At 73.0% G+C, this 17,915-nt stretch carries 15 protein-coding genes and 1 pseudogene; 7 read left to right on the top strand and 9 right to left on the bottom strand.

The features are described 5' to 3' along the window. Positions 1 to 135: 135 nt before the first annotated feature. On the top strand, positions 136 to 2,193 hold the full coding sequence (locus ACWD6N_RS15425) for a hypothetical protein (RefSeq protein ID WP_354966499.1): 2,058 nt from the start codon (positions 136 to 138) through the stop codon (positions 2,191 to 2,193). Between the two features lie 125 nt (positions 2,194 to 2,318). Here ACWD6N_RS15425 and ACWD6N_RS15420 read toward each other — a convergent pair whose 3' ends face one another. The 4 genes from ACWD6N_RS15420 to purS form a co-directional block, all read right to left on the bottom strand. After that, positions 2,319 to 3,074, bottom strand: coding sequence for a 2-phosphosulfolactate phosphatase (locus ACWD6N_RS15420; protein ID WP_354966576.1), 756 nt, complete (start codon positions 3,072 to 3,074; stop codon positions 2,319 to 2,321). Positions 3,075 to 3,078: 4 nt separating this feature from the next. Continuing rightward, on the bottom strand, positions 3,079 to 5,796 hold the full coding sequence (gene purL, locus ACWD6N_RS15415) for a phosphoribosylformylglycinamidine synthase subunit PurL (RefSeq protein WP_354966498.1): 2,718 nt from the start codon (positions 5,794 to 5,796) through the stop codon (positions 3,079 to 3,081). A gap of 106 nt (positions 5,797 to 5,902) precedes the next feature. Then, a complete protein-coding gene (gene purQ / locus ACWD6N_RS15410; protein ID WP_354966497.1) occupies positions 5,903 to 6,586 on the bottom strand; it encodes a phosphoribosylformylglycinamidine synthase subunit PurQ in 684 nt (227 codons plus the stop codon). Continuing rightward, complete coding sequence (gene purS / locus ACWD6N_RS15405) at positions 6,583 to 6,846, bottom strand: phosphoribosylformylglycinamidine synthase subunit PurS (RefSeq protein WP_030332194.1); 264 nt, start codon at positions 6,844 to 6,846, stop codon at positions 6,583 to 6,585. The genes purQ and purS overlap by 4 nt, the downstream gene beginning before the upstream one ends. Positions 6,847 to 7,200: 354 nt before the next feature. Here purS and ACWD6N_RS15400 point away from each other — a divergent pair. Both ACWD6N_RS15400 and ACWD6N_RS15395 read left to right on the top strand, forming a co-directional pair. Further along, positions 7,201 to 7,883, top strand: a pseudogene (locus ACWD6N_RS15400) (S1 family peptidase). Positions 7,884 to 7,907: 24 nt separating this feature from the next. Beyond that, positions 7,908 to 8,471 (top strand): YbjQ family protein, encoded by a 564-nt coding sequence (locus tag ACWD6N_RS15395; protein WP_354966496.1) that lies wholly within the window; start codon positions 7,908 to 7,910, stop codon positions 8,469 to 8,471. Between the two features lie 102 nt (positions 8,472 to 8,573). On the opposite strand, the gene purB is transcribed toward ACWD6N_RS15395, so the two are convergent. Together purB and ACWD6N_RS15385 are read right to left on the bottom strand one after the other, a co-directional pair. Further along, entirely contained in the window at positions 8,574 to 9,998 is a 1,425-nt protein-coding gene (gene purB / locus ACWD6N_RS15390) for an adenylosuccinate lyase (RefSeq protein ID WP_354966495.1), read from the bottom strand. A gap of 57 nt (positions 9,999 to 10,055) precedes the next feature. Then, positions 10,056 to 11,348 (bottom strand): acetyl-CoA C-acetyltransferase, encoded by a 1,293-nt coding sequence (locus ACWD6N_RS15385; RefSeq protein WP_387324714.1) that lies wholly within the window; start codon positions 11,346 to 11,348, stop codon positions 10,056 to 10,058. A gap of 55 nt (positions 11,349 to 11,403) precedes the next feature. On the opposite strand from ACWD6N_RS15385, the gene ACWD6N_RS15380 reads away from it, so the two are divergent. From ACWD6N_RS15380 to ACWD6N_RS15370, 3 genes are all read left to right on the top strand, one after another. Further along, positions 11,404 to 12,768 carry a 3-oxoacyl-ACP reductase gene (locus ACWD6N_RS15380; RefSeq protein WP_354966493.1) on the top strand — a complete coding sequence of 455 codons (1,365 nt, stop codon included), beginning with the start codon at positions 11,404 to 11,406 and terminating at the stop codon, positions 12,766 to 12,768. Further along, entirely contained in the window at positions 12,768 to 13,733 is a 966-nt protein-coding gene (locus ACWD6N_RS15375) for a MaoC family dehydratase (RefSeq protein ID WP_387324717.1), read from the top strand. The genes ACWD6N_RS15380 and ACWD6N_RS15375 overlap by 1 nt, the downstream gene beginning before the upstream one ends. Before the next feature lie 229 nt (positions 13,734 to 13,962). Then, positions 13,963 to 14,583, top strand: coding sequence for a DedA family protein (locus tag ACWD6N_RS15370; protein ID WP_354966492.1), 621 nt, complete (start codon positions 13,963 to 13,965; stop codon positions 14,581 to 14,583). Positions 14,584 to 14,608: 25 nt separating this feature from the next. Here ACWD6N_RS15370 and ACWD6N_RS15365 read toward each other — a convergent pair whose 3' ends face one another. Further along, a complete protein-coding gene (locus ACWD6N_RS15365) occupies positions 14,609 to 15,250 on the bottom strand; it encodes a response regulator transcription factor (protein WP_354966491.1) in 642 nt (213 codons plus the stop codon). Next, the gene (locus tag ACWD6N_RS15360; RefSeq protein ID WP_354966490.1) at positions 15,247 to 16,392 is read right to left on the bottom strand and encodes a sensor histidine kinase; all 1,146 of its coding nucleotides are present in this window, start codon (positions 16,390 to 16,392) and stop codon (positions 15,247 to 15,249) included. The genes ACWD6N_RS15365 and ACWD6N_RS15360 overlap by 4 nt, the downstream gene beginning before the upstream one ends. A gap of 134 nt (positions 16,393 to 16,526) precedes the next feature. Between ACWD6N_RS15360 and ACWD6N_RS15355 the strand changes: the two genes are divergently transcribed. Next, on the top strand, positions 16,527 to 17,207 hold the full coding sequence (locus ACWD6N_RS15355; protein ID WP_387324720.1) for a DedA family protein: 681 nt from the start codon (positions 16,527 to 16,529) through the stop codon (positions 17,205 to 17,207). Between the two features lie 11 nt (positions 17,208 to 17,218). Here the strand turns inward: ACWD6N_RS15355 and ACWD6N_RS15350 are convergent, their stop codons facing one another. Further along, positions 17,219 to 17,857, bottom strand: coding sequence for a TetR/AcrR family transcriptional regulator (locus ACWD6N_RS15350; RefSeq protein ID WP_354966489.1), 639 nt, complete (start codon positions 17,855 to 17,857; stop codon positions 17,219 to 17,221). Positions 17,858 to 17,915: the final 58 nt, after the last annotated feature.

Raw genomic sequence — 17,915 nt, 5'->3', positions numbered from 1 at the left:
GAGTGCCCGACGTTGGCCCTGGGTCGCGCCGATCCAGTCAGACAAGGCATAGTTGCCGACGGCGTATTCGTACCGTGATAATCCCCGGCCCGGCGCCCCGCCGGTCAAGGGAAGTCAGTCCGGAAGGCGGTGGACGTGTCAACACACCGACGTGCCTGGAAGCAGCGGGCCGGTGTGGTCGTAGCGCTGGTTGCCGGCGCTCTGCTCGCCGTCCCCGCCACACCAGCCCTGGCCGCAAGTGTCGACGTATCACCTGGGTCGGTCACCGTGAGCGCCGGCAGCGACGCCACGATCACCGTGCGCGTCACTCCCGATGACAGCGACCGTAACGCGAAGATCAGCCTCTCCGGGCTACCGTCGGGCGTCAGCTGCGCCAGCGGGTGCGGCGACGTCGATTTCCCCGGCCTTGGCAATCCCCAAGCGAAGTCGGTGCTGGTCAGGATCGCGGCCAACGACAACGCGGGCGACGCGACCGCCACCGTCACGGTGGCCGTCGAGGCCGACTCCGGCCCGGACACCAAGACCTTCTCGCTGACCGTCAAGGGCAAGGCCGCGCCACCACCGCCGCAGGCGCAGACCGTGAAGTCGGTCTCCGGCAAGGTGATCGTGCAGGCCAACGGCGACGCCGTGCCGAACGCCGTGGTGATGCTCCTGGACAGCGCGGGCAAGCGCCACGACACCACCAGCGACGGCAGCGGTAACTTCCGCTTCACCGGCACCACCGGCAACCCGATCGCGCCCGGCAGACTCGAGCTGGGCGCCAGCTTCGACAACGTCCTCGGCCGGAAGACCATCAACGCGGGCGCCGGGCAGTCCGTCACCGGCCAGCGGGTCAGCCTGGCCCTCAAGGTCGAGGTGACCCCGAGCCCCACCCCGTCCGCCAGCGCCGAGGCCACCCCCACCGAGGAACCGGTCGAGGAGGGCACCGAGGAGGAGGCCACCGAGGAGGCCAGCGCGGGCGCCCCGGCGAACGCCTCCAACGAGGAGGACGGCGGCGGCCTCAGCTCGTACCTGATCATCCTGCTCGGCGGTCTGCTCGTCGCCGCTGGTGTCGGCACGATCGTGCTGCTCTGGATGAAGCGCAAGGAGAACGGCGACGAGGACGACGACCCTGCCGGTGCCGGCGCCGTGCCGGCGGCCCGGGGCGGGTTCCGCGGGGCCGACGACCAGACGCGGGTGGTCAACCGCCCGCTCGGCGCACCGGACCCGACGATGGTCGGCGGTGCGGGGCTGAGCGAGGCGCCGACGATGATGCACCGCCCGGTGGTCGACGACGTCCCACCGGACCCGTACGGCGCGCCGGCGCAGCCGTACGGCGCGGCGGGCCAGCAGAGCTGGGGCGGCACCGGCTACGGCGACGAGCCGGCACCCGGCGGGTACGGCGCGGGCGGCTACGGCAACGCCTCCGCCTCGGGTGGCGGCTACGGCACGGCGGCAACCCCCGAGGGTGGCTACGGCGCAGCCGGTGACGGCTACGGTGCGGGCGCAGCTGGCGACGGCTACGGCGCTGGCGCGGCTGGCGACGGCTACGGCGCGCCCGGCTCCGGTGCGGGCTATGGCGGCGCACCGTCCTCCGGCGGCGGCTACGGCGGCACGCCGTCCTCCGACGGCGGCTACGGGAGCCGCGACTACACGGCCCCGGCCGGTGCGGCCGGCTATCCGCCGGCTCCCGCTGGCGGTGCGGGCTACGGCGAGCGTTTCGACGAGCCGACCGGCCGGTACACCGGCGACAGCACGCAGTACCCGGCTCCGGCCGACCCGTACGCCACCGGCGTCTACCAGCCGGAGCAGGGCCAGGGGTACGGCCAGTCCGACCCCGCCCCGTACGGCGGTCGGGCGGCAGAGCCGACCGGTGGCTACGGCCAGCAGGCCGGCGGGTACGACCAGGGTGGCTACGGTCAGCAGCCCGCTGGCGGGTACGACCAGGGCGGCTACGGCCAGGAGCCCCCGGCCCAGCGCGGCGGCGGCTACGACGACCGCGGCTACGACCAGAGCGGCTACGGCCAACAGGCCGCTGGCGGGTACGACCAGGGCGGCTACGGCCAGGAGCCCCCGGCCCAGCGCGGCGGCGGCTACGACGACCGCGGCTACGACCAGGGCGGCTACGGTCAGCAGTCCGGCCGGGCTCGGCCGGCGGACAGCCCGCCGCCGACTGAGCGGGGGGGTCGACGCCTCGACTGGCTGGACGACTGACCCGGCACGCACTGCCTACGGCACAGCGAAACGGCCGCCCGGAGATCCGGGCGGCCGTTTCGCTGTCGGAAGGTTCACTCGTGGACAGTGAGGTCGGGGTGTAACGGCAGGCCGACGCCCGGCGGTCAGGCGGCGGAGAACACGCCCTGGCGGAGCACCGGAACGACGTCCGACACGCCGACCTGGACGGCGACGTCGACGTCCTCGGCGAAGCCACCCTCGGTCAGCTCCCGGCCCGAGACGCTACCTCTCACCGCGGCGGGCACGTCCGGAGTGCTCGCCAGGGCGGCGAGCGCCATGGCCGCCTCCACGGAGAGCCCACCCGGCACGCCGGAGAGGCCGTCGAGCACGCTGGCCGCGCCGAGCTGGTCCTCCACCGACGGGCGCAGCGAACCGTCCGGCCACCGCTCCCCCGACGCGATCACGCCGATCGGGGCGTCCGTCGTGCCGTACCCCTGGCGGCGCAGCCAACGCCCGACGGCCCCGGCGTTGCGCAGGCACGCCGCGACCACCGGCAGCCCGGTGGCGCTGGCGGCGGCGCTGATCGCGGAGCCGTTCGGCGAGGGCAGCACCAAATCCGCCACCACCGGCGCGGTGCTCAGCGCGGCGGGCGAGAGCGACCACGGATGCTCCGCTGTCACCCGCCGACGGCCCACCGCGGCCACCGCGCCGACCCGCAGCGCGTACTCGGCGGCCTGCTCACCCCACGGGAACGGGTGCACCCGCATGCCCCGGCCGACCGCCACCTCCACCGAGGTGGTGAACGAGAGCACGTCCACCACCACCAGCGCGGCGCAGACCCGACCCAGCTCCGCCGCCCCGGTCAGCCCCCAGTCGAACCGGGCACCGGAGCCGGGTTGGCCGTAGACGGCGGCCGCCAACGCCTCAGCGCTCGTCAGGCGACGGCTCGGTGACACCGGAGTCAGCCTCGGACGACTCACCGGGCCCGGCGGGCTCGGTGTGCTCGACCGGGCTCTCGGCAGCCTCGGCGACCGGCTCGACGGCACCGGCCTGCGGAACCGGGCCGGCCGACGCGATCGGCTCGGAGACCACCGCCGCCACATCAACGGGCTCGGCAGCAACCAGCTCGGCCTGCGCGACCGGCAGCGGCACGGCCTCGACCGCCCCCGCCACGCCAGCAGCCGGTGCGGGCACCTCGACGGCGGCGGCGCCGCCGAAGAGGCGCGGCAACGTCTCGGTGTGCGCGGCGCGCAGCTCGTCCAGCCCGATCCGGAACTGGCCGTGCACCTCCAGCGCGCCGCCGGCCGGGTCGGTGACGCCGATCAGCTCGAACGGCACCCAGCGCTCGGCGCAGAGCGCCGCGAACGCCTTGTCGTGGCCGCGCGGCACCGACACCAGCGCCCGTGCGGCCGACTCGCTGAACAGGTACACGAACGGCATCGAGCCGCCGGCGAAGTGCTCCGGCACCGCGATCCGAGCGCCGACGCCGCGGCGCAGGCAGGCCTCGACCAGGCTCTGGGCGAGGCCACCGTCGGAGAGGTCGTGCGCCGAGGTGAGGTGGCCCACCCGGGCGGCCTCGGCCAGCAGGTCGGCCAGCGCCTTCTCGCGGGCCAGGTCGACCTGTGGCGGGATGCCGCCGAGGTGCTCGTGCGTCACCCAGGCCCACTCCGAGCCGGAGAGCTCCACGTTGGTCTCACCGAGCAGGTAGAGCTGGTCGTGGTCGCCACCGGCGCGCGGGACGAAGCCCATCGGGACCCGGTCGGCGACGTTGTCCAGCACGCCCAGCACGCCGACCACCGGGGTCGGGTGGATGGCCGCCGCGCCGGTCTGGTTGTAGAAGCTGACGTTGCCGCCGGTGACCGGGATGCCCAGCTCCAGGCAGCCGTCCGCCAGACCGCGTACAGCCTCGGCGAACTGCCACATCACGCCCGGGTCCTCCGGGGAGCCGAAGTTGAGGCAGTTGGTCACGGCGATCGGCTTCGCGCCGGTCACCGCCACGTTCCGGTACGCCTCGGCCAGCGCCAGCTTGGTGCCGTTGTACGGGTCGAGCCGGGCGTACCGGCCGTTGCCGTCCACGGACAGCGCCACGCCGAGCCCGGTCCGCTCGTCGATCCGGATCACGCCGCCGTCCTCCGGCTGGGCGAGCACGGTGTTGCCCAGCACGTAGCGGTCGTACTGCTCGGTGACCCAGGTCTTGTCGGCCAGGTTGGGCGACGCGATCATGCGCAGCACGGTCTCCCGCAGCGCCTCCGGGTCGGCCGGGCGGGGAAGCGTCTCGGCCCGGTCGGCCTGGAGCAGGATCAGGTCGGCCGGCTCACGCATCGGCCGCGCGTAGACCGGACCGTCGTCGACCAGCGAGCCCGGCGGCACGTCGACCACCAGGTGGTCCTGCCAGGTGATCAGCAACCGACCCGGGCTGCCGTCCGGCTCCGGCGCGGTGACCTCGCCGATGGCGGTGGCCAGCACGCCCCACTTCTCGGCAGTCTTGAGCACCGCGTCGAGCTTGTCCGGCTCGACGACCAACAGCATGCGCTCCTGGGACTCGCTGGCCAGGATCTCGTGCGGGTCCATCGACGGCTCACGCAGCGGCACGCGCTCCAGCCAGACCCGCATGCCGGTGCCGGCCGCGGCGGCGGTCTCGGTTAGCGCGCAGGTCAGCCCGGCGCCGCCGAGGTCCTGGATGCCGACCACCAACTGGCCGTCGTACAGCTCCAGGCAGGCCTCGATCAGCAGCTTCTCGGTGAACGGGTCGCCGACCTGCACGGCGGGGCGGCGCTGCTCGCTGCCCTCGTCGAAGGTGGCGCTGGCCAGCACCGAAACACCGCCGATGCCGTCCCGGCCGGTCTTGGCGCCCATCAGCACGACCACGTTGCCGGGGCCGGCGGCGGCCTTGTTCTGCAACCGGTCGACCGGCAGCACACCCAGGCAGAGGGCGTTGAGCAACGGGTTGCCCTGGTAGGAGGGGTCGAAGACCAGCTCGCCACCGATGTTGGGCAGGCCGAGGCAGTTGCCGTAGCCGCCCACGCCGGCGACCACGCCGGTGAGGACCCGGGCGGTGTCCGGGTGGTCCGCGGCGCCGAAGCGCAGCGGGTCCATCACCGCGACCGGGCGGGCGCCCATGGCGAGGATGTCCCGGACGATGCCGCCGACACCGGTCGCCGCACCCTGGTACGGCTCGACGAAGCTCGGGTGGTTGTGCGACTCGACCTTGAAGGTCACCGCCAGCTCGTCGGAGACCTGCACCACGCCGGCGTTCTCGCCGATGCCGGCGAGCAGCCGGTCGCTGTGCGGGGCCTTCTCACCGAATTGGCGCAGGTGCACCTTGCTCGACTTGTAGGAGCAGTGCTCGCTCCACATGATCGAGTACATCGCCAGCTCGGACTGGGTGGGCCGACGGCCGAGGATCTGCCGGATGCGGTCGTACTCGTCGTCACGGAGCCCCAGCTCGGTGTACGGCTGGAGCTCTCCCGGGGTGCCACCGGCGCGCGGCACGGTGTCCACGCCCTCGGTCCAGTCGACGGCGGCCGGCTGGGCGGGAGCGGTCGCCGGGGCGGCGGGCTGCGCCGGGCTCGGCTCGGTCGGCTGCGCCGGGGCGGAGTACGCCTCCGGTGTGTCCCGTACCGGGTCCGGATGGGTGGTCATGACCTCTCCTCGCTGCGCTCGTGCCCGCCCGACCGGCGGTTGAGCTGACCGATGATCGTGCCGCCGGTCACCGCCCCACACTTCGTTCGCGGTTCACTCCTCGCGCTCACGCCGGCGCCCCCACCAGGTGCTTGAGGACCGAGGTGAAGAAGCCGAGGCCGTCCAGCGAGGGGCCGGTGAGCGCCTCCACCGCGTGCTCGGGGTGCGGCATGATGCCGACCACGTTGCCGGCGGCGTTGGTGATCGCGGCGATGTCACGCTGCGACCCGTTCGGGTTGCCGCCGACGTAGCGGGCGACCAACCGACCCTCGGCCTCGAGCTGATCCAGCGTGGCGGTGTCGGCGACGTAGCAGCCCTCGCCGTTCTTCACCGGGACGAGCACCTCCTGGCCGGGCTGGAACGCGTTGGTCCACGCGGTGCCGGCCGACTCGATGCGCAGGATCTGGTCCCGGTTGCGGAAGTGCAGGTGCTGGTTGCGGGTGAGCGCCCCGGGCAGCAGGTGCGCCTCGCAGAGGATCTGGAAGCCGTTGCAGATGCCGAGCACCGGCAGACCGCCCTGGGCGGCGTCCACGATCGTCTCCATCACCGGAGCGAACCGGGCGATGGCGCCGCAGCGCAGGTAGTCGCCGTAGGAGAAGCCGCCGGGCAGCACGACCGCGTCCACCCCGTGCAGGTCCGGGTCACCGTGCCAGAGCCGGACCGGCTCGGCCCCGGCGATCCGGACGGCTCGGGCCGCGTCCCCGTCGTCGAGCGAGCCGGGGAAGGTGACCACACCGACCCGGGCGGTCACGAGCGGGCGTCCGCGGTCTCGTCGGCCTCGACCAGGCGGACGGTGAAGTCCTCGATGACCGGGTTGGCGAGCAGTTTGTCGGCGATCTCCCGAGCTCGGTCCAGGTCCGGTTCACCGGTGAACTCGATCTCGATCCGCCTGCCGATCCGAACCGAGGCGACGTCGCTGACGCCGAGCCGGGGCAGCGCGTTTGCGACGGCCTGGCCCTGCGGATCGAGGATCTCGGGCTTGAGCATGACGTCGACGACGACGCGAGGCACTGGGCACTCCTGACTGTGTACGCAGTTGGGTGCCGACCCACAACGGGCGAGCGCAGCCAGCGTACCTGGCAGATACCGCCGCGGCCGCACCGGCCGGCTGCAGTTCAGGCAGTGCTCGGCACAACCGGCGGCCGGGACGGGCCGCCACGCGGGACACGCGGCCTCACCAGGGCATATACGGCGCTGAGGGTGGCCGAACCGTTACATTGGTTAACCTCGATCGAATTCTTGAAAACAGTCGCCGGGGGCTCTACTGTATCGACATCGTTCGATGTCAGCGACGGCGGGGACCCCCGCTGTCGCCCTCCCGCACCCGGCGACCCCGGGGTCCGCCCCGCCCAAGGAGTCCACCCGATGCGCATCCGTCCCCTGCTCGCCCTGCTCGGCATCGCGCTCGCCGGCGTCCTCGGCGCCGCGTCCGGCGCGACCGCCGCCCCGGCCGGCCCGCAACCCATCATCGGCGGCGGCACCGTCTCGTCCGCCCCCTGGGCCGCCGCCGTGATGAGCAACGGCTCGTTCACCTCCTCCGGCAGCGTCATCGCCCCGCAGTGGGTGCTCACCGCCCGGCACTGCATCAGCGGCACCATGTCGGTCCGGGTCGGCAGCGTCTACCGCTCCTCGGGCGGGGTCACCCGTACCGTCAGCGCCACCTACACCCGCAACGACCTGGCCCTCATGCGCCTCTCCAGCGCGGTCAGCACCTCGGCGGTGAGCCTGGCCAGCAGCAACCCGCCGATCAACTCGACCAACTCGATCTACGGCTGGGGCATGACCTGCTACAGCGGTTGCTCGGCGTCCAGCCAGCTCAAGACCGCCACCGTCCGGGTGACCAGCAACAGCGCCACCGACGCGTACGGCGGCCAGGCGATCCGCAGCAGCAGGATCAACGGCAACGCCTGGCGGGGCGACTCGGGCGGCCCGCAGTTCTACAACGCCAGCAGGTCGGGGTGGCCTCGACGGCCGACGGCTCCAGCATCCAGAACTACGGCAGTGTCGCGTACAACCGGGCCTGGATCACCTCGGTGGCCGGTGTCTGACGGTTAGCGCCCCACGCGGCGTGGATGGCAGGCCCTGCGCCGGCCGTCCGCGCCGCGTCGTTTTGCAGCATCCGATCAGGTGAACAATGCGCACGATCGGGTCACGCCGCTCCTGACAGCATCGGAATCGTGCTGGTCGTGACGACGGAGCAACTGCCCGGCTACGAGATCCGCCAGATTCTCGGTGAGGTGGTGTCATCGATGGCCAGGACGCGCAACCCGTACCGCGAGGGGGTCAAGAACCTGCGCGGCGGCGCGTACGACCCGATGGCCCCGGACAACCTGACCCGCTGGCGCACCGACTCGGTGGCCCGGCTCGGCGAGGAGGCCCTGCGGCTCGGCGCCAACGCGGTGATCGGCATGCGGTTCGACAGCCGGGACTGCGGCGAGATGTGGATGGAGATCTGCGCGTACGGCACTGCGGTGATCGTCGCACCCGTCATGCCGGACGTCATGCCCGCCGACCAGCCCGCCATCGCTGCGGAGACCGCGCAGCAGCCAGCAGTCGTGGAGGCACCGGGCGGCATCGCCGAACCAGCCAGCGCCCCCAACCTCCGCACCGCGCCCGAAACCCCCACCGGCGATTGACCCAACCGCCCCGGCCCAGCCCGGTAATCATGAAGTTAGTGCCCTTCGCCTCGGCGTGTCGGGGCAATAACTTCATGATCAACCAGTGAAGGGTCCAGGGGGTTAGAGGATGGGGGGCGGGGAGTAGGTGGCGGCTTCGGGGTGGGCCGTGACCACCTCGGTGATGCGGCGGGTTACCGCTGCCACCTGGGCGGAGGCGGCGCCGACGAAGGCGGTGCGGTCGGCGACCAGGGTGTCGACGTCGGCGCGGGACAGGTTGAGTCGGCCGTCCGCCGCGAGCCGGTCGAACAGGTCGTTCTCCGGCGAGCCCTTCTCGCGCATGGCCAGCGCCACCGCGACCGCGTGCTCCTTGATCACCTCGTGCGCGACCTCCCGGCCGACGCCGCGTCGGACCGCCGCCACCAGGATCTTCGTGGTGGCCAGGAAGGGCAGGAACCGCTCCAGCTCCCGGTTGATCACGGCGGGGTACGCGCCGAACTCGTCGAGCACGGTGAGGAAGGTCTGGAACAGCCCGTCGGCGGCGAAGAAAGCGTCCGGCAGGGCGACCCGGCGGACCACCGAGCAGGACACGTCCCCCTCGTTCCACTGGTCACCGGCCAGCTCGCCGACCATCGACAGGTAGCCCCGGATGATCACGGCGAAGCCGTTGACCCGCTCGGACGAGCGGGTGTTCATCTTGTGCGGCATCGCGCTGGAGCCGACCTGACCCGGCTTGAAGCCCTCGGTGACCAGCTCCTGGCCGACCATCAGCCGGATCGTGGTGGCCAGCGACGACGGCGCGGCGGCGGTCTGCGCCAGCGCGGCCAGCACGTCGAAGTCCAGCGATCGTGGGTAGACCTGCCCGACGCTGTCCAGCACCCGGGAGAAGCCCAGATGCTCGGCGACCCGGCGCTCCAGCTCGGCCACCTTGTCGGCGTCGCCGTCGAAGAGGTCGAGCTGGTCGGCGGCTGTGCCGACCGGCCCCTTGATCCCGCGCAGCGGGTAGCGGGCGATCAGTTCCTCCAGCCGCTCGTACGCGATGAGCAGCTCCTCTGCCGCCGACGCGAAGCGCTTGCCCAGCGTGGTGGCCTGCGCCGCCACGTTGTGTGAACGGCCGGTCATCACCAGCTCGGTGTGCTCGTGGGCGAGCCAGGCGAGCCGGGCCAGGGTGGCCACCACACGATCCCGGATCAGCTCCAGCGAGGCGCGCACCTGGAGCTGCTCGACGTTCTCGGTGAGGTCCCGGGAGGTCATCCCCTTGTGCACGTGCTCGAACCCGGCGAGCGCGCTGAACTCCTCGATCCGTGCCTTCACGTCGTGCCGGGTGACCCGCTCCCGCTCCGCGATGGAGGCGAGGTCCACCTGGTCGAGCACCCGCTCGTACGCCTCGACCACGCCGTCCGGCACGGCCACACCGAGATCGCGCTGCGCGCGGAGCACGGCCAGCCAGAGCCGCCGCTCCATCCGGACCTTCTCCTCCGGTGACCAGAGGGCGACCAACTCGGGCGAGGCGTACCGGTTGGCGAGCACGTTGGGGATCGTCGTCACGTACCTCATTGTCCCGCACGTGCCGGCCAGCACCCGGACCGGGCCGAGGATGCCCGCTCAGCGTTCGAGGATGGCCGTCACGCCCTGACCTCCGGCGGCACAGATTGAGATCAGCCCGCGTCCGCTGCCCTTCTCGGCCAGCAGCTTGGCGAGGGTCGCCACGATCCGCCCGCCGGTGGCGGTGAACGGGTGCCCGGCGGCCAGGGAGGAGCCGTTGACGTTCACCCGGTCCCGGTCGATGGCGCCGAGCGGGGCGTCCAGGCCGAGCCGGTCCTTGCAGAACTCCGGCGACTCCCAGGCGGCGAGGGTGGCCAGCACCTGCGAGGCGAACGCCTCGTGGATCTCGTAGTAGTCGAAGTCCTGGAGCGTCAGCCCGGCCCGGGCCAGCATCCGGGGCACCGCGTACGCGGGGGCCATCAGCAGCCCCTCGTCACCGTGCACGAAGTCCACCGCCGCCGCCTCCGACCAGCTGAACCAGGCCAGCACCGGCAGGTTGTGCGCCTTCGCCCAGTCCTCGCTGGCCAGCAGCACCGTGGACGCGCCGTCGGTGAGCGGCGAGGAGTTGCCGGCGGTCATGGTGGCCTGCTCGGCGTCCGGGCCACGGGTGCCGAAGACCGGCTTGAGCGTGCCCAGCTTGTCCAGGCTGGTGTCGGGGCGGAGGTTCTGGTCGCGGGTGAGGCCCAAGTACGGCGTCATCAGGTCGTCGAAGAAACCCCGGTCGTACGCGGCGGCCAGCCGCTGGTGCGAGCGCAGCGCCAGCTCGTCCTGGGAGCGCCGGTCGATCTGCCAGCCCAGCGCGGTGCGGGCGGCGTGGTCTCCCATGGACAGCCCGGTACGCGGCTCGGCGTTGCGCGGGATCTCCGGCTTGAACGGCTGGAGCGGGCGCAGCTTCGCGGCGATCTTGAGCCGTTCGCCCAGGGTGCGGGCGGAGTTGAGCTTGAGCAGGGTCCGGCGCATCTCCTCGTTGACCGCCAGGGGCGCGTCGGAGGTGGTGTCGACGCCACCGGCGATGCCCACGTCCAGCTGCCCGAGGGCGATCTTGTTGGCGACCAGGATGGCCGCCTCCAGGCCGGTGCCGCAGGCCTGCTGGATGTCGTACGCCGGGGTGTGCGGATCGAGCCGGGACCCGAGCACGACCTCCCGGGTCAGGTTGAAGTCACGGGAGTGCTTGAGCACCGCCCCGGCCACCACCTCGCCGACCCGCTGCCCGGCCAGCCCGTACCGGGCGATCAAACCGTCCAGCGCCGCGCCGAGCAGGTCCGCGTTGGACGCTTCCGCGTAGCGGGAGTTGGAACGGGCGAAGGGGATTCGGTTGCCCCCGATGACCGCGACCCGCCGGATGCTCTGCACGATCCGCCTCCTCGACATGTGTTGCTCGAACCCTACTCGCCAGTAGGCTACGCCCATGACCGACAGGTACGCGAGCTTCGTCCAATCGGCCGCCGGTCGCACGCTGGTCAAGCGCCTGGGGCTGCCCGACCCGCCGCGACTGCGCCGACACCACCCCGGCGACCCGCTGCTGCCCGGGCCGGCGCTGCTCGGCGCGGCCACCGGCGGCCGGCTCGCCGAGCCGGTCGCCAGGATCCTGACCACCGCCGGGGTCGAGCTGGCCGACCCGGCCGCCGCGACCCACACCGACACCCCGCAGCGGTACGGCGCACTGCTCTTCGACGCGACCGGAATCACCGACTCGACCGACCTGCGCCAGCTCTACGACTTCTTCCACCCGCAGGCCCGGGCCGTGCTGCCCAGCGGTCGGGTGATCGTGCTGGGCACCCCGCCGCGGGAGTGCCCGACGCCCCGTGCGGCGACCGCCCAGCGGGCCCTGGAGGGGCTGGTCCGCAGCATCGGCAAGGAGTTCGGCCGGGGCGTCACCGCCCAACTGGTGTACGTCACGAAGAACGCCGACGCGGCCACCCAGGTCAGTCTGGAGTCCACGCTCCGATTTCTTCTGTCCGGCCGGTCCGCGTACGTCTCGGGGCAGGTGATCAGGGTCGGCACCGGCACCGCGAGCGCGCCGGCCGACTGGGACCGCCCGCTGGACGGGCAGGTCGTGCTGGTCACCGGCGCCGCCCGGGGTATCGGTGCCGCGCTGGCCCGGGTGCTGGCCCGCGACGGCGCCCAAGTGGTGGCGCTGGACATTCCCGCCGCCGGGGACGCCCTCGCGGCGGTGGCGAACGACATCGGCGGCACCGCCGTCCAGCTCGACCTGACCGCGCCGGACGCGCCGACCCGGCTCGCCGACCACCTGGCCAGCCGGCACGGCCGGGTCGACGTGGTGGTGCACAACGCCGGCATCACCCGCGACAAGACGCTCGGCCGGATGGACGCCGACCGGTGGGACCAGGTGATCGACGTCAACCTCTCCAGCCAGGAGCGGATCAACGACGTGCTGCTGGAGCGGAAGCTCATCCCCGCCGGCGGGCGGATCGTGTCGGTCTCCTCGATCGCCGGGATCGCCGGCAACCGGGGGCAGACCAACTACGCCACCAGCAAGGCCGGCGTGATCGGTCTGGTCGACTCGCTCTCCCCGGCCCTGCACGACCGGGGGATCAGCGTCAACGCGGTGGCCCCCGGCTTCATCGAGACCCGGCTGACCGCGCGCATCCCGCTGGTGGTCCGCGAGGCGGGTCGGCGGATGAACAGCCTGGCCCAGGGCGGGCTGCCGGTCGACGTGGCCGAGACGATCGGCTGGCTCGCCTGGCCGGCCAGCGGCGCGGTCAGCGGCAACGTGGTCCGGGTCTGCGGCCAGAGCCTGCTGGGGGCGTGATGGGCGCGCGGAGGAAGCCGGACGACGACGTCTCCCTGCACGAGCTGATCGACGGCCCGACGGAGGCGCTGTCGGCGGAGACGCTGGCCGCGGCAGGCTTGCCGGAGTCGGGCGGCCGTACCCGGGTCGAACTGCCCCGGATGCCGGAAGCCGGGGCGCTCTACCGGCGGGCGTTGCTCGGCGCGCTGCCCGGCCTCGGCGGCGGGCGGCGCGGGCCCGGCCTGCCGGCGGTCGAGTTGGCCGCGAGCGGGGTCACCGTCGACCGGGCGCACCTGGCCGACTACGACCGGGTCTGCGGGTTTCGGCTCACCGACCGGCTGCCCGCGACGTTCCCGCACGTCATGGGCTTCCCGCTGGCCCTGCGGCTGATGACCGCGCCGGAGTTCCCCATTCCGCTGACCGGCGTGGTGCACGTGGGCAACCGGATCACCGTGCGCCGCCCGATCACCGCCGACGAGACCCTCGACTTCACGACGTACGCCCAGGACCTGCGCCCGCACGACCGGGGGCGGCAGGTGGACGTGGTGCTGGTCGGCTCGGTCGACGGGGAGGAGGTCTGGCGCGGCGTGTCGACGTACCTCGGTCGGGAGCGCAAGCCCGGAGGCGGTGAGCGGCGCCACCAGAGCGGACGCCCCGAGGCGCCGGTCGCCACGGCCCGCTGGCGGGTGGAGCCCCGCGTCGGCACGCGGTACGCGCGCGTCTCCGGGGACCACAACCCGATCCACACCTCCCTGCTCGGGGCGCGGCTGTTCGGCTTCCGCCGACCGATCGCGCACGGCATGTGGAGCAAGGCGCGCTGCCTGGCCGCACTGGAGAACCGGTTGCCGGACGCCTACACCGTCGAGGTCGCCTTCAAGTTGCCTGTACCGCTACCGAGCACGGCGAGCTTCGCCCTGCTACCGGACGGCGGGTTCGCCCTGCACGACTCGCGCGGTCGACCACATCTGGCGGGTCTCGTGAGCTGACGCCCCCGCCGAGTCGGATTCGGGCTTGGCAGGACCCGACCCTGCCGCTGGCCGACCCCCGCAGCCGGTGGTACTGACCTCGGACGGTCCCACCGCTGGCGACAAGACCCCGCACGTCCCACTGCTCGCCCCACCGGCTCTGGCCCGCTCGGTCTGACGCTCGTGGCCACACTCGGGTGATCCGGCGACTCGGCCACCCCGCCGGGTCGCACCCGGCGAGCATGAAGGCATGGATTCCGCGCTCGACCTGCTCCGACAGCTGGTCACCTCACCCTGGGTGTACCTGCTGATCTTCGGGCTCACCGCGGTCGACGCGTTCTTCCCCGCGGTGCCGGGCGAGGCGGCGGTGATCACCGCAGCAGTGCTCGCCGCCAACGGCGGCCACCCCAACCTGGCCCTGGTGATCATCAGCGCCGCCCTCGGTGCGCTCGTGGGTGACCACATCTCGTATGCCGTCGGGCGGGGCGGCGGCGCGCACCGGCTCGCCCGGTTTCCCGCCGGCAGCCGCCGGCAGGCAAGCACCAAGTGGGCCCGACGCGCGGTGGACCGGCGCGGCGGGGTGATCCTGACCACCTCCCGGTACGTGCCGGGTGGCCGGACGGCGGTCACCCTGACCATGGGCGCGGTGCGGTATCCCCGCCGGACGTTCCTGCTCTACGACACGATCGCGGCGATCACCTGGGCGCTGTACTGCGGTCTGCTCGGCTACTTCGGTGGACTGGTCTTCGAGCGCCACCCCATCAAGGGAATCCTCGCCGGGATCGGCCTCTCGGTGGCGATCACGTTCCTGCTGGAGTTGATCCGCTGGCTACGCCGCCGGGCGCGTCGCCACCCCACCCCCCGCCAGTGACCGGGCCGGGGTGGGCTGCCACCGCTCACAGCAGGTCCGCGTCGTGCACCAGGATCGCCAGCTGCACCCGGTTGTCCGCCTGGAGCTTCGCCAGCGCCCGACTGACGTGCGCCTTCACAGTGGCCTCGCTCATCGTGAGCCGCCGGGCGATCTCCGCGTTGCCGCGCCCGCGCGCCACCTCCCGGACGATGTCCAGCTCGCGGTCGGTGAGCCGGGTGAGCCGCTGGCGGGCCGCGTCCCGACGGGCGGGACCACGCTCGGCGAACGAGCTGATCAGTCGCCGGGTCACCGTCGGGGCGAGCATCGCGTTCCCGGCCGCCACCGTGCGGACGGCTGCGGCCAGCTCCCGGGGAGGGGTGTCCTTGAGCAGGAAGCCCACCGCTCCGGCCCGCAACGCCCGGTGCACGTACTCGTCGAGGTCGAAGGTGGTCAACATGACTACCTTGGGGCCGGCGGCGACCACCTCGGGCGCGGCGGTCAGCCCGTCGATGCCCGGCATCCGCACGTCGAGCAGCATCACGTCGGGGCGTAACCGGTGGGCCTGCTCCAGCGCGCCGGCACCGTCCGCCGCCTCGCCCACCACCACGATGTCCGGCGCCGCCTCCAGAATGAGCCGCAGCCCGGTGCGGACCAGTTGCTCGTCGTCGACCACCACCACCCGGATCACGCCGCACCCGCCACCGGGAGCAGGGCACGGACCAGGAACCCACCTTCCACGGGCGCCGCCTCCAGGCGGCCGCCGAGCAGCTCCACCCTCTCGCGCAGCCCGAGCAACCCGTGGCTGGCACCGGGCAGGGCCCGCCCGCCCGTGGACGGGCCGTTGCGGACCGCCACCTCCAACCCGCCCGGCAGGTAGCGCAGGCAGACCGTCGTCTCGGCGTCGGCGGCGTGCTTGCGCACGTTGGTCAGCGCCTCCCGCACCACCCGGTACGCGGTGCGTCCCACAGTTGCCGGCAGCGTCGTCGCCACGCCCTCGTCCCGCCGGGACACCCGCAGCCCGGCGGCGCGGGACTCCCCGATCAGTTCGTCCAGCGCGTCGAGTGCCAGCTCGGGCACCGGGGTGGCCTGTCGCAGCACGCCCAGCACCTCGCGCAGGTCGGTGAGCGCCTGCCGACCCGTCTCGCGGATCAGCGCGGCGGCCTCGACGGTCTCGGGGTGGGTGGCGGTCACCTCCAGCGCCCCGGCGTGCACCACCATCAGCGACACCCGGTGCGCCACCACGTCGTGCATCTCCCGGGCGATCCGGGTCCGCTCCTCGGCGCGGACCCGGTCGGCGCGGGCCTCCTGTTCGCGTTCAAGCCGCTCGGTTCGGTCTCGCAGGGCGGCGAGCGTGTCCCGACGGGCCCGCACCCAGAGGCCGACGACCAGGGGAAGCCCCACCAGGCAGGCGGTCAGCAGCAGCACGTTGCCGAAGGTGGCGGTGGTGAGTCGACGCACACCGCCCACTGCCAGCCCGACCAGCACGCCACCGGTCAGCACCAGGGCGACCCCGACGAGGTACCTGGTGAGCCGGCGGCCACGCAGCCGCAGGCCCGCCTGGTACGAGGCGACCACTCCGGGTGCCGCGGCGGCGAGCACCAGCCAGCTGACCGCGGCGGCCAGGAACAGTGGCCAACGGCGGGTCCGAACCAGGCCGACCGCCCAACCCGAAGCCAGCGCCACAAGCAGTGCGACGACCCCCGGCAACGGCGAGCGGACCCCGATCGCGCCGGTCGCGCTGGCCCATACGGCGGCGGCGACCACGACGGCGAGCAGCAGCGGGGCGTACCGGTCGACGACCCACCGCAGGACGACGGCTTGGGAAACCACGCAGCGAGCGTAGGGCTCCACTGCCGGATCGTGCCGTCCGCGCCCGACAGACCCGGGTGCGGTGGGGGAAGACCCCTACCCGCCGTCCGGGCCGGACGCTACCTAAGTCGTGTCGCTCGGCTGACCACTGGCCGATGGCGGCGGCCGCCGCCGGCACCAGCATCGGGATCATGGACCTGCTCGACCTGCTGCACCAGACAATGTCCTCGCCGTGGGTGTACCTGGCGATCTTCGCGATCGCGGTGCTCGACGGCTTCTTCCCGGTGGTGCCGAGCGAGACCGCAGTGATCACCGCCGGGGTGTTCGCGGCATCCGGCGCGCCATACCTGCCCGCGGTGATCCTGGTTGCCGCCGCCGGGGCTCTCGTCGGCGACCACGTCTCGTACGCCATCGGTCGGCGCGGTGGCGGCCGGCTGATCGACCGGGTGCCGTCCGACGGACGGCGCCGGGCCGCCATCGAGTGGGCCCGTCGGGGGATCGCCAACCGGGGCGGCCTGATCCTCACCGTGGCCCGCTACGTGCCGGGCGGTCGAACCGCGGTCACCCTCACCATGGGAGCCGTCCACTACCCCCGTCGACGCTTCCTGGCCTTCGACGCGCTGGCCGCCGGCTCGTGGGGGCTCTACTCGGCGCTGGTCGGCTACCTCGGCGGGATGGCCTTCGAGCAGGACCCGGTGCGCGGCCTGCTGCTCGGTCTGGGTCTCGCCCTGACGGTGACCCTGGTCGTCGAGGTGGTCCGCTGGCTCCGCAACCGTCGCCGATCCGCGGGACCGGCTCAGACGGCCGAGCCGGTGGGTCGGACACCGGTGCGGTGATGTCCGGGCGGTCAGTCGGCCGGCGGACGCCAGGTGACGCCGTGCAGGAGTTGGCCGGCGCCGAGCCAGGCCACGTTCATCATCCGGGTGGCGGTCTTCTCCGGGTCGGCCTCCGGGTGGTCGGCGAGCCAGTCGGCCAGCGACTCGGTCGCGCCCACCAGGGCGTACGCGACGACCTCCAGGTCGACGGCGGTGACCTCGCGGCCCTCGGCGCGCAGCGCGTGGTCCAGCATCCCGGCGACCACCTCGACCAGCCGGGCCCGCATGGTGGTGAGCTCGCCGGCGAACGGCTGCTCGCCCCGGGCCTGCCGGTAGAGCACGGCCCAGCCGTCGCGGTACGCGCCGACGAAGCCGAAGAACGCCCGCAACCCTCGCCAGAGCCGTTCGTCGGCCGGCAGGTCGGGCGCGGCGGCGCCGGCGATGGCCTGCATCATCCGGGTGCCCTCCCGGTGCAGGCAGGCGACGAAGAGCTCCTCCTTCGTGCCGAGATACGCGTAGACCATCGGCTTGGAGATGCCGGCGTCCTCCGCGATCTCGTCCATGCTGGCGGCGTGGAAGCCACGCCGGGAGAAGACCTTCACGGCCGCGTCGAGCATCTGCTGCTCACGGACGGCCCGTGGCAGGCGCTTGAAGGCGGGAGCGGTGGACACCTTGCGAGCATACCTACTCGTGCGTAGGGTTACGCGCGAGTAGCCAAATCTTCCCGGA

It is taken from the genome of Micromonospora sp. NPDC005163 (assembly GCF_053599835.1).
This window is presented reverse-complemented; position numbering and strand designations above follow the sequence as displayed.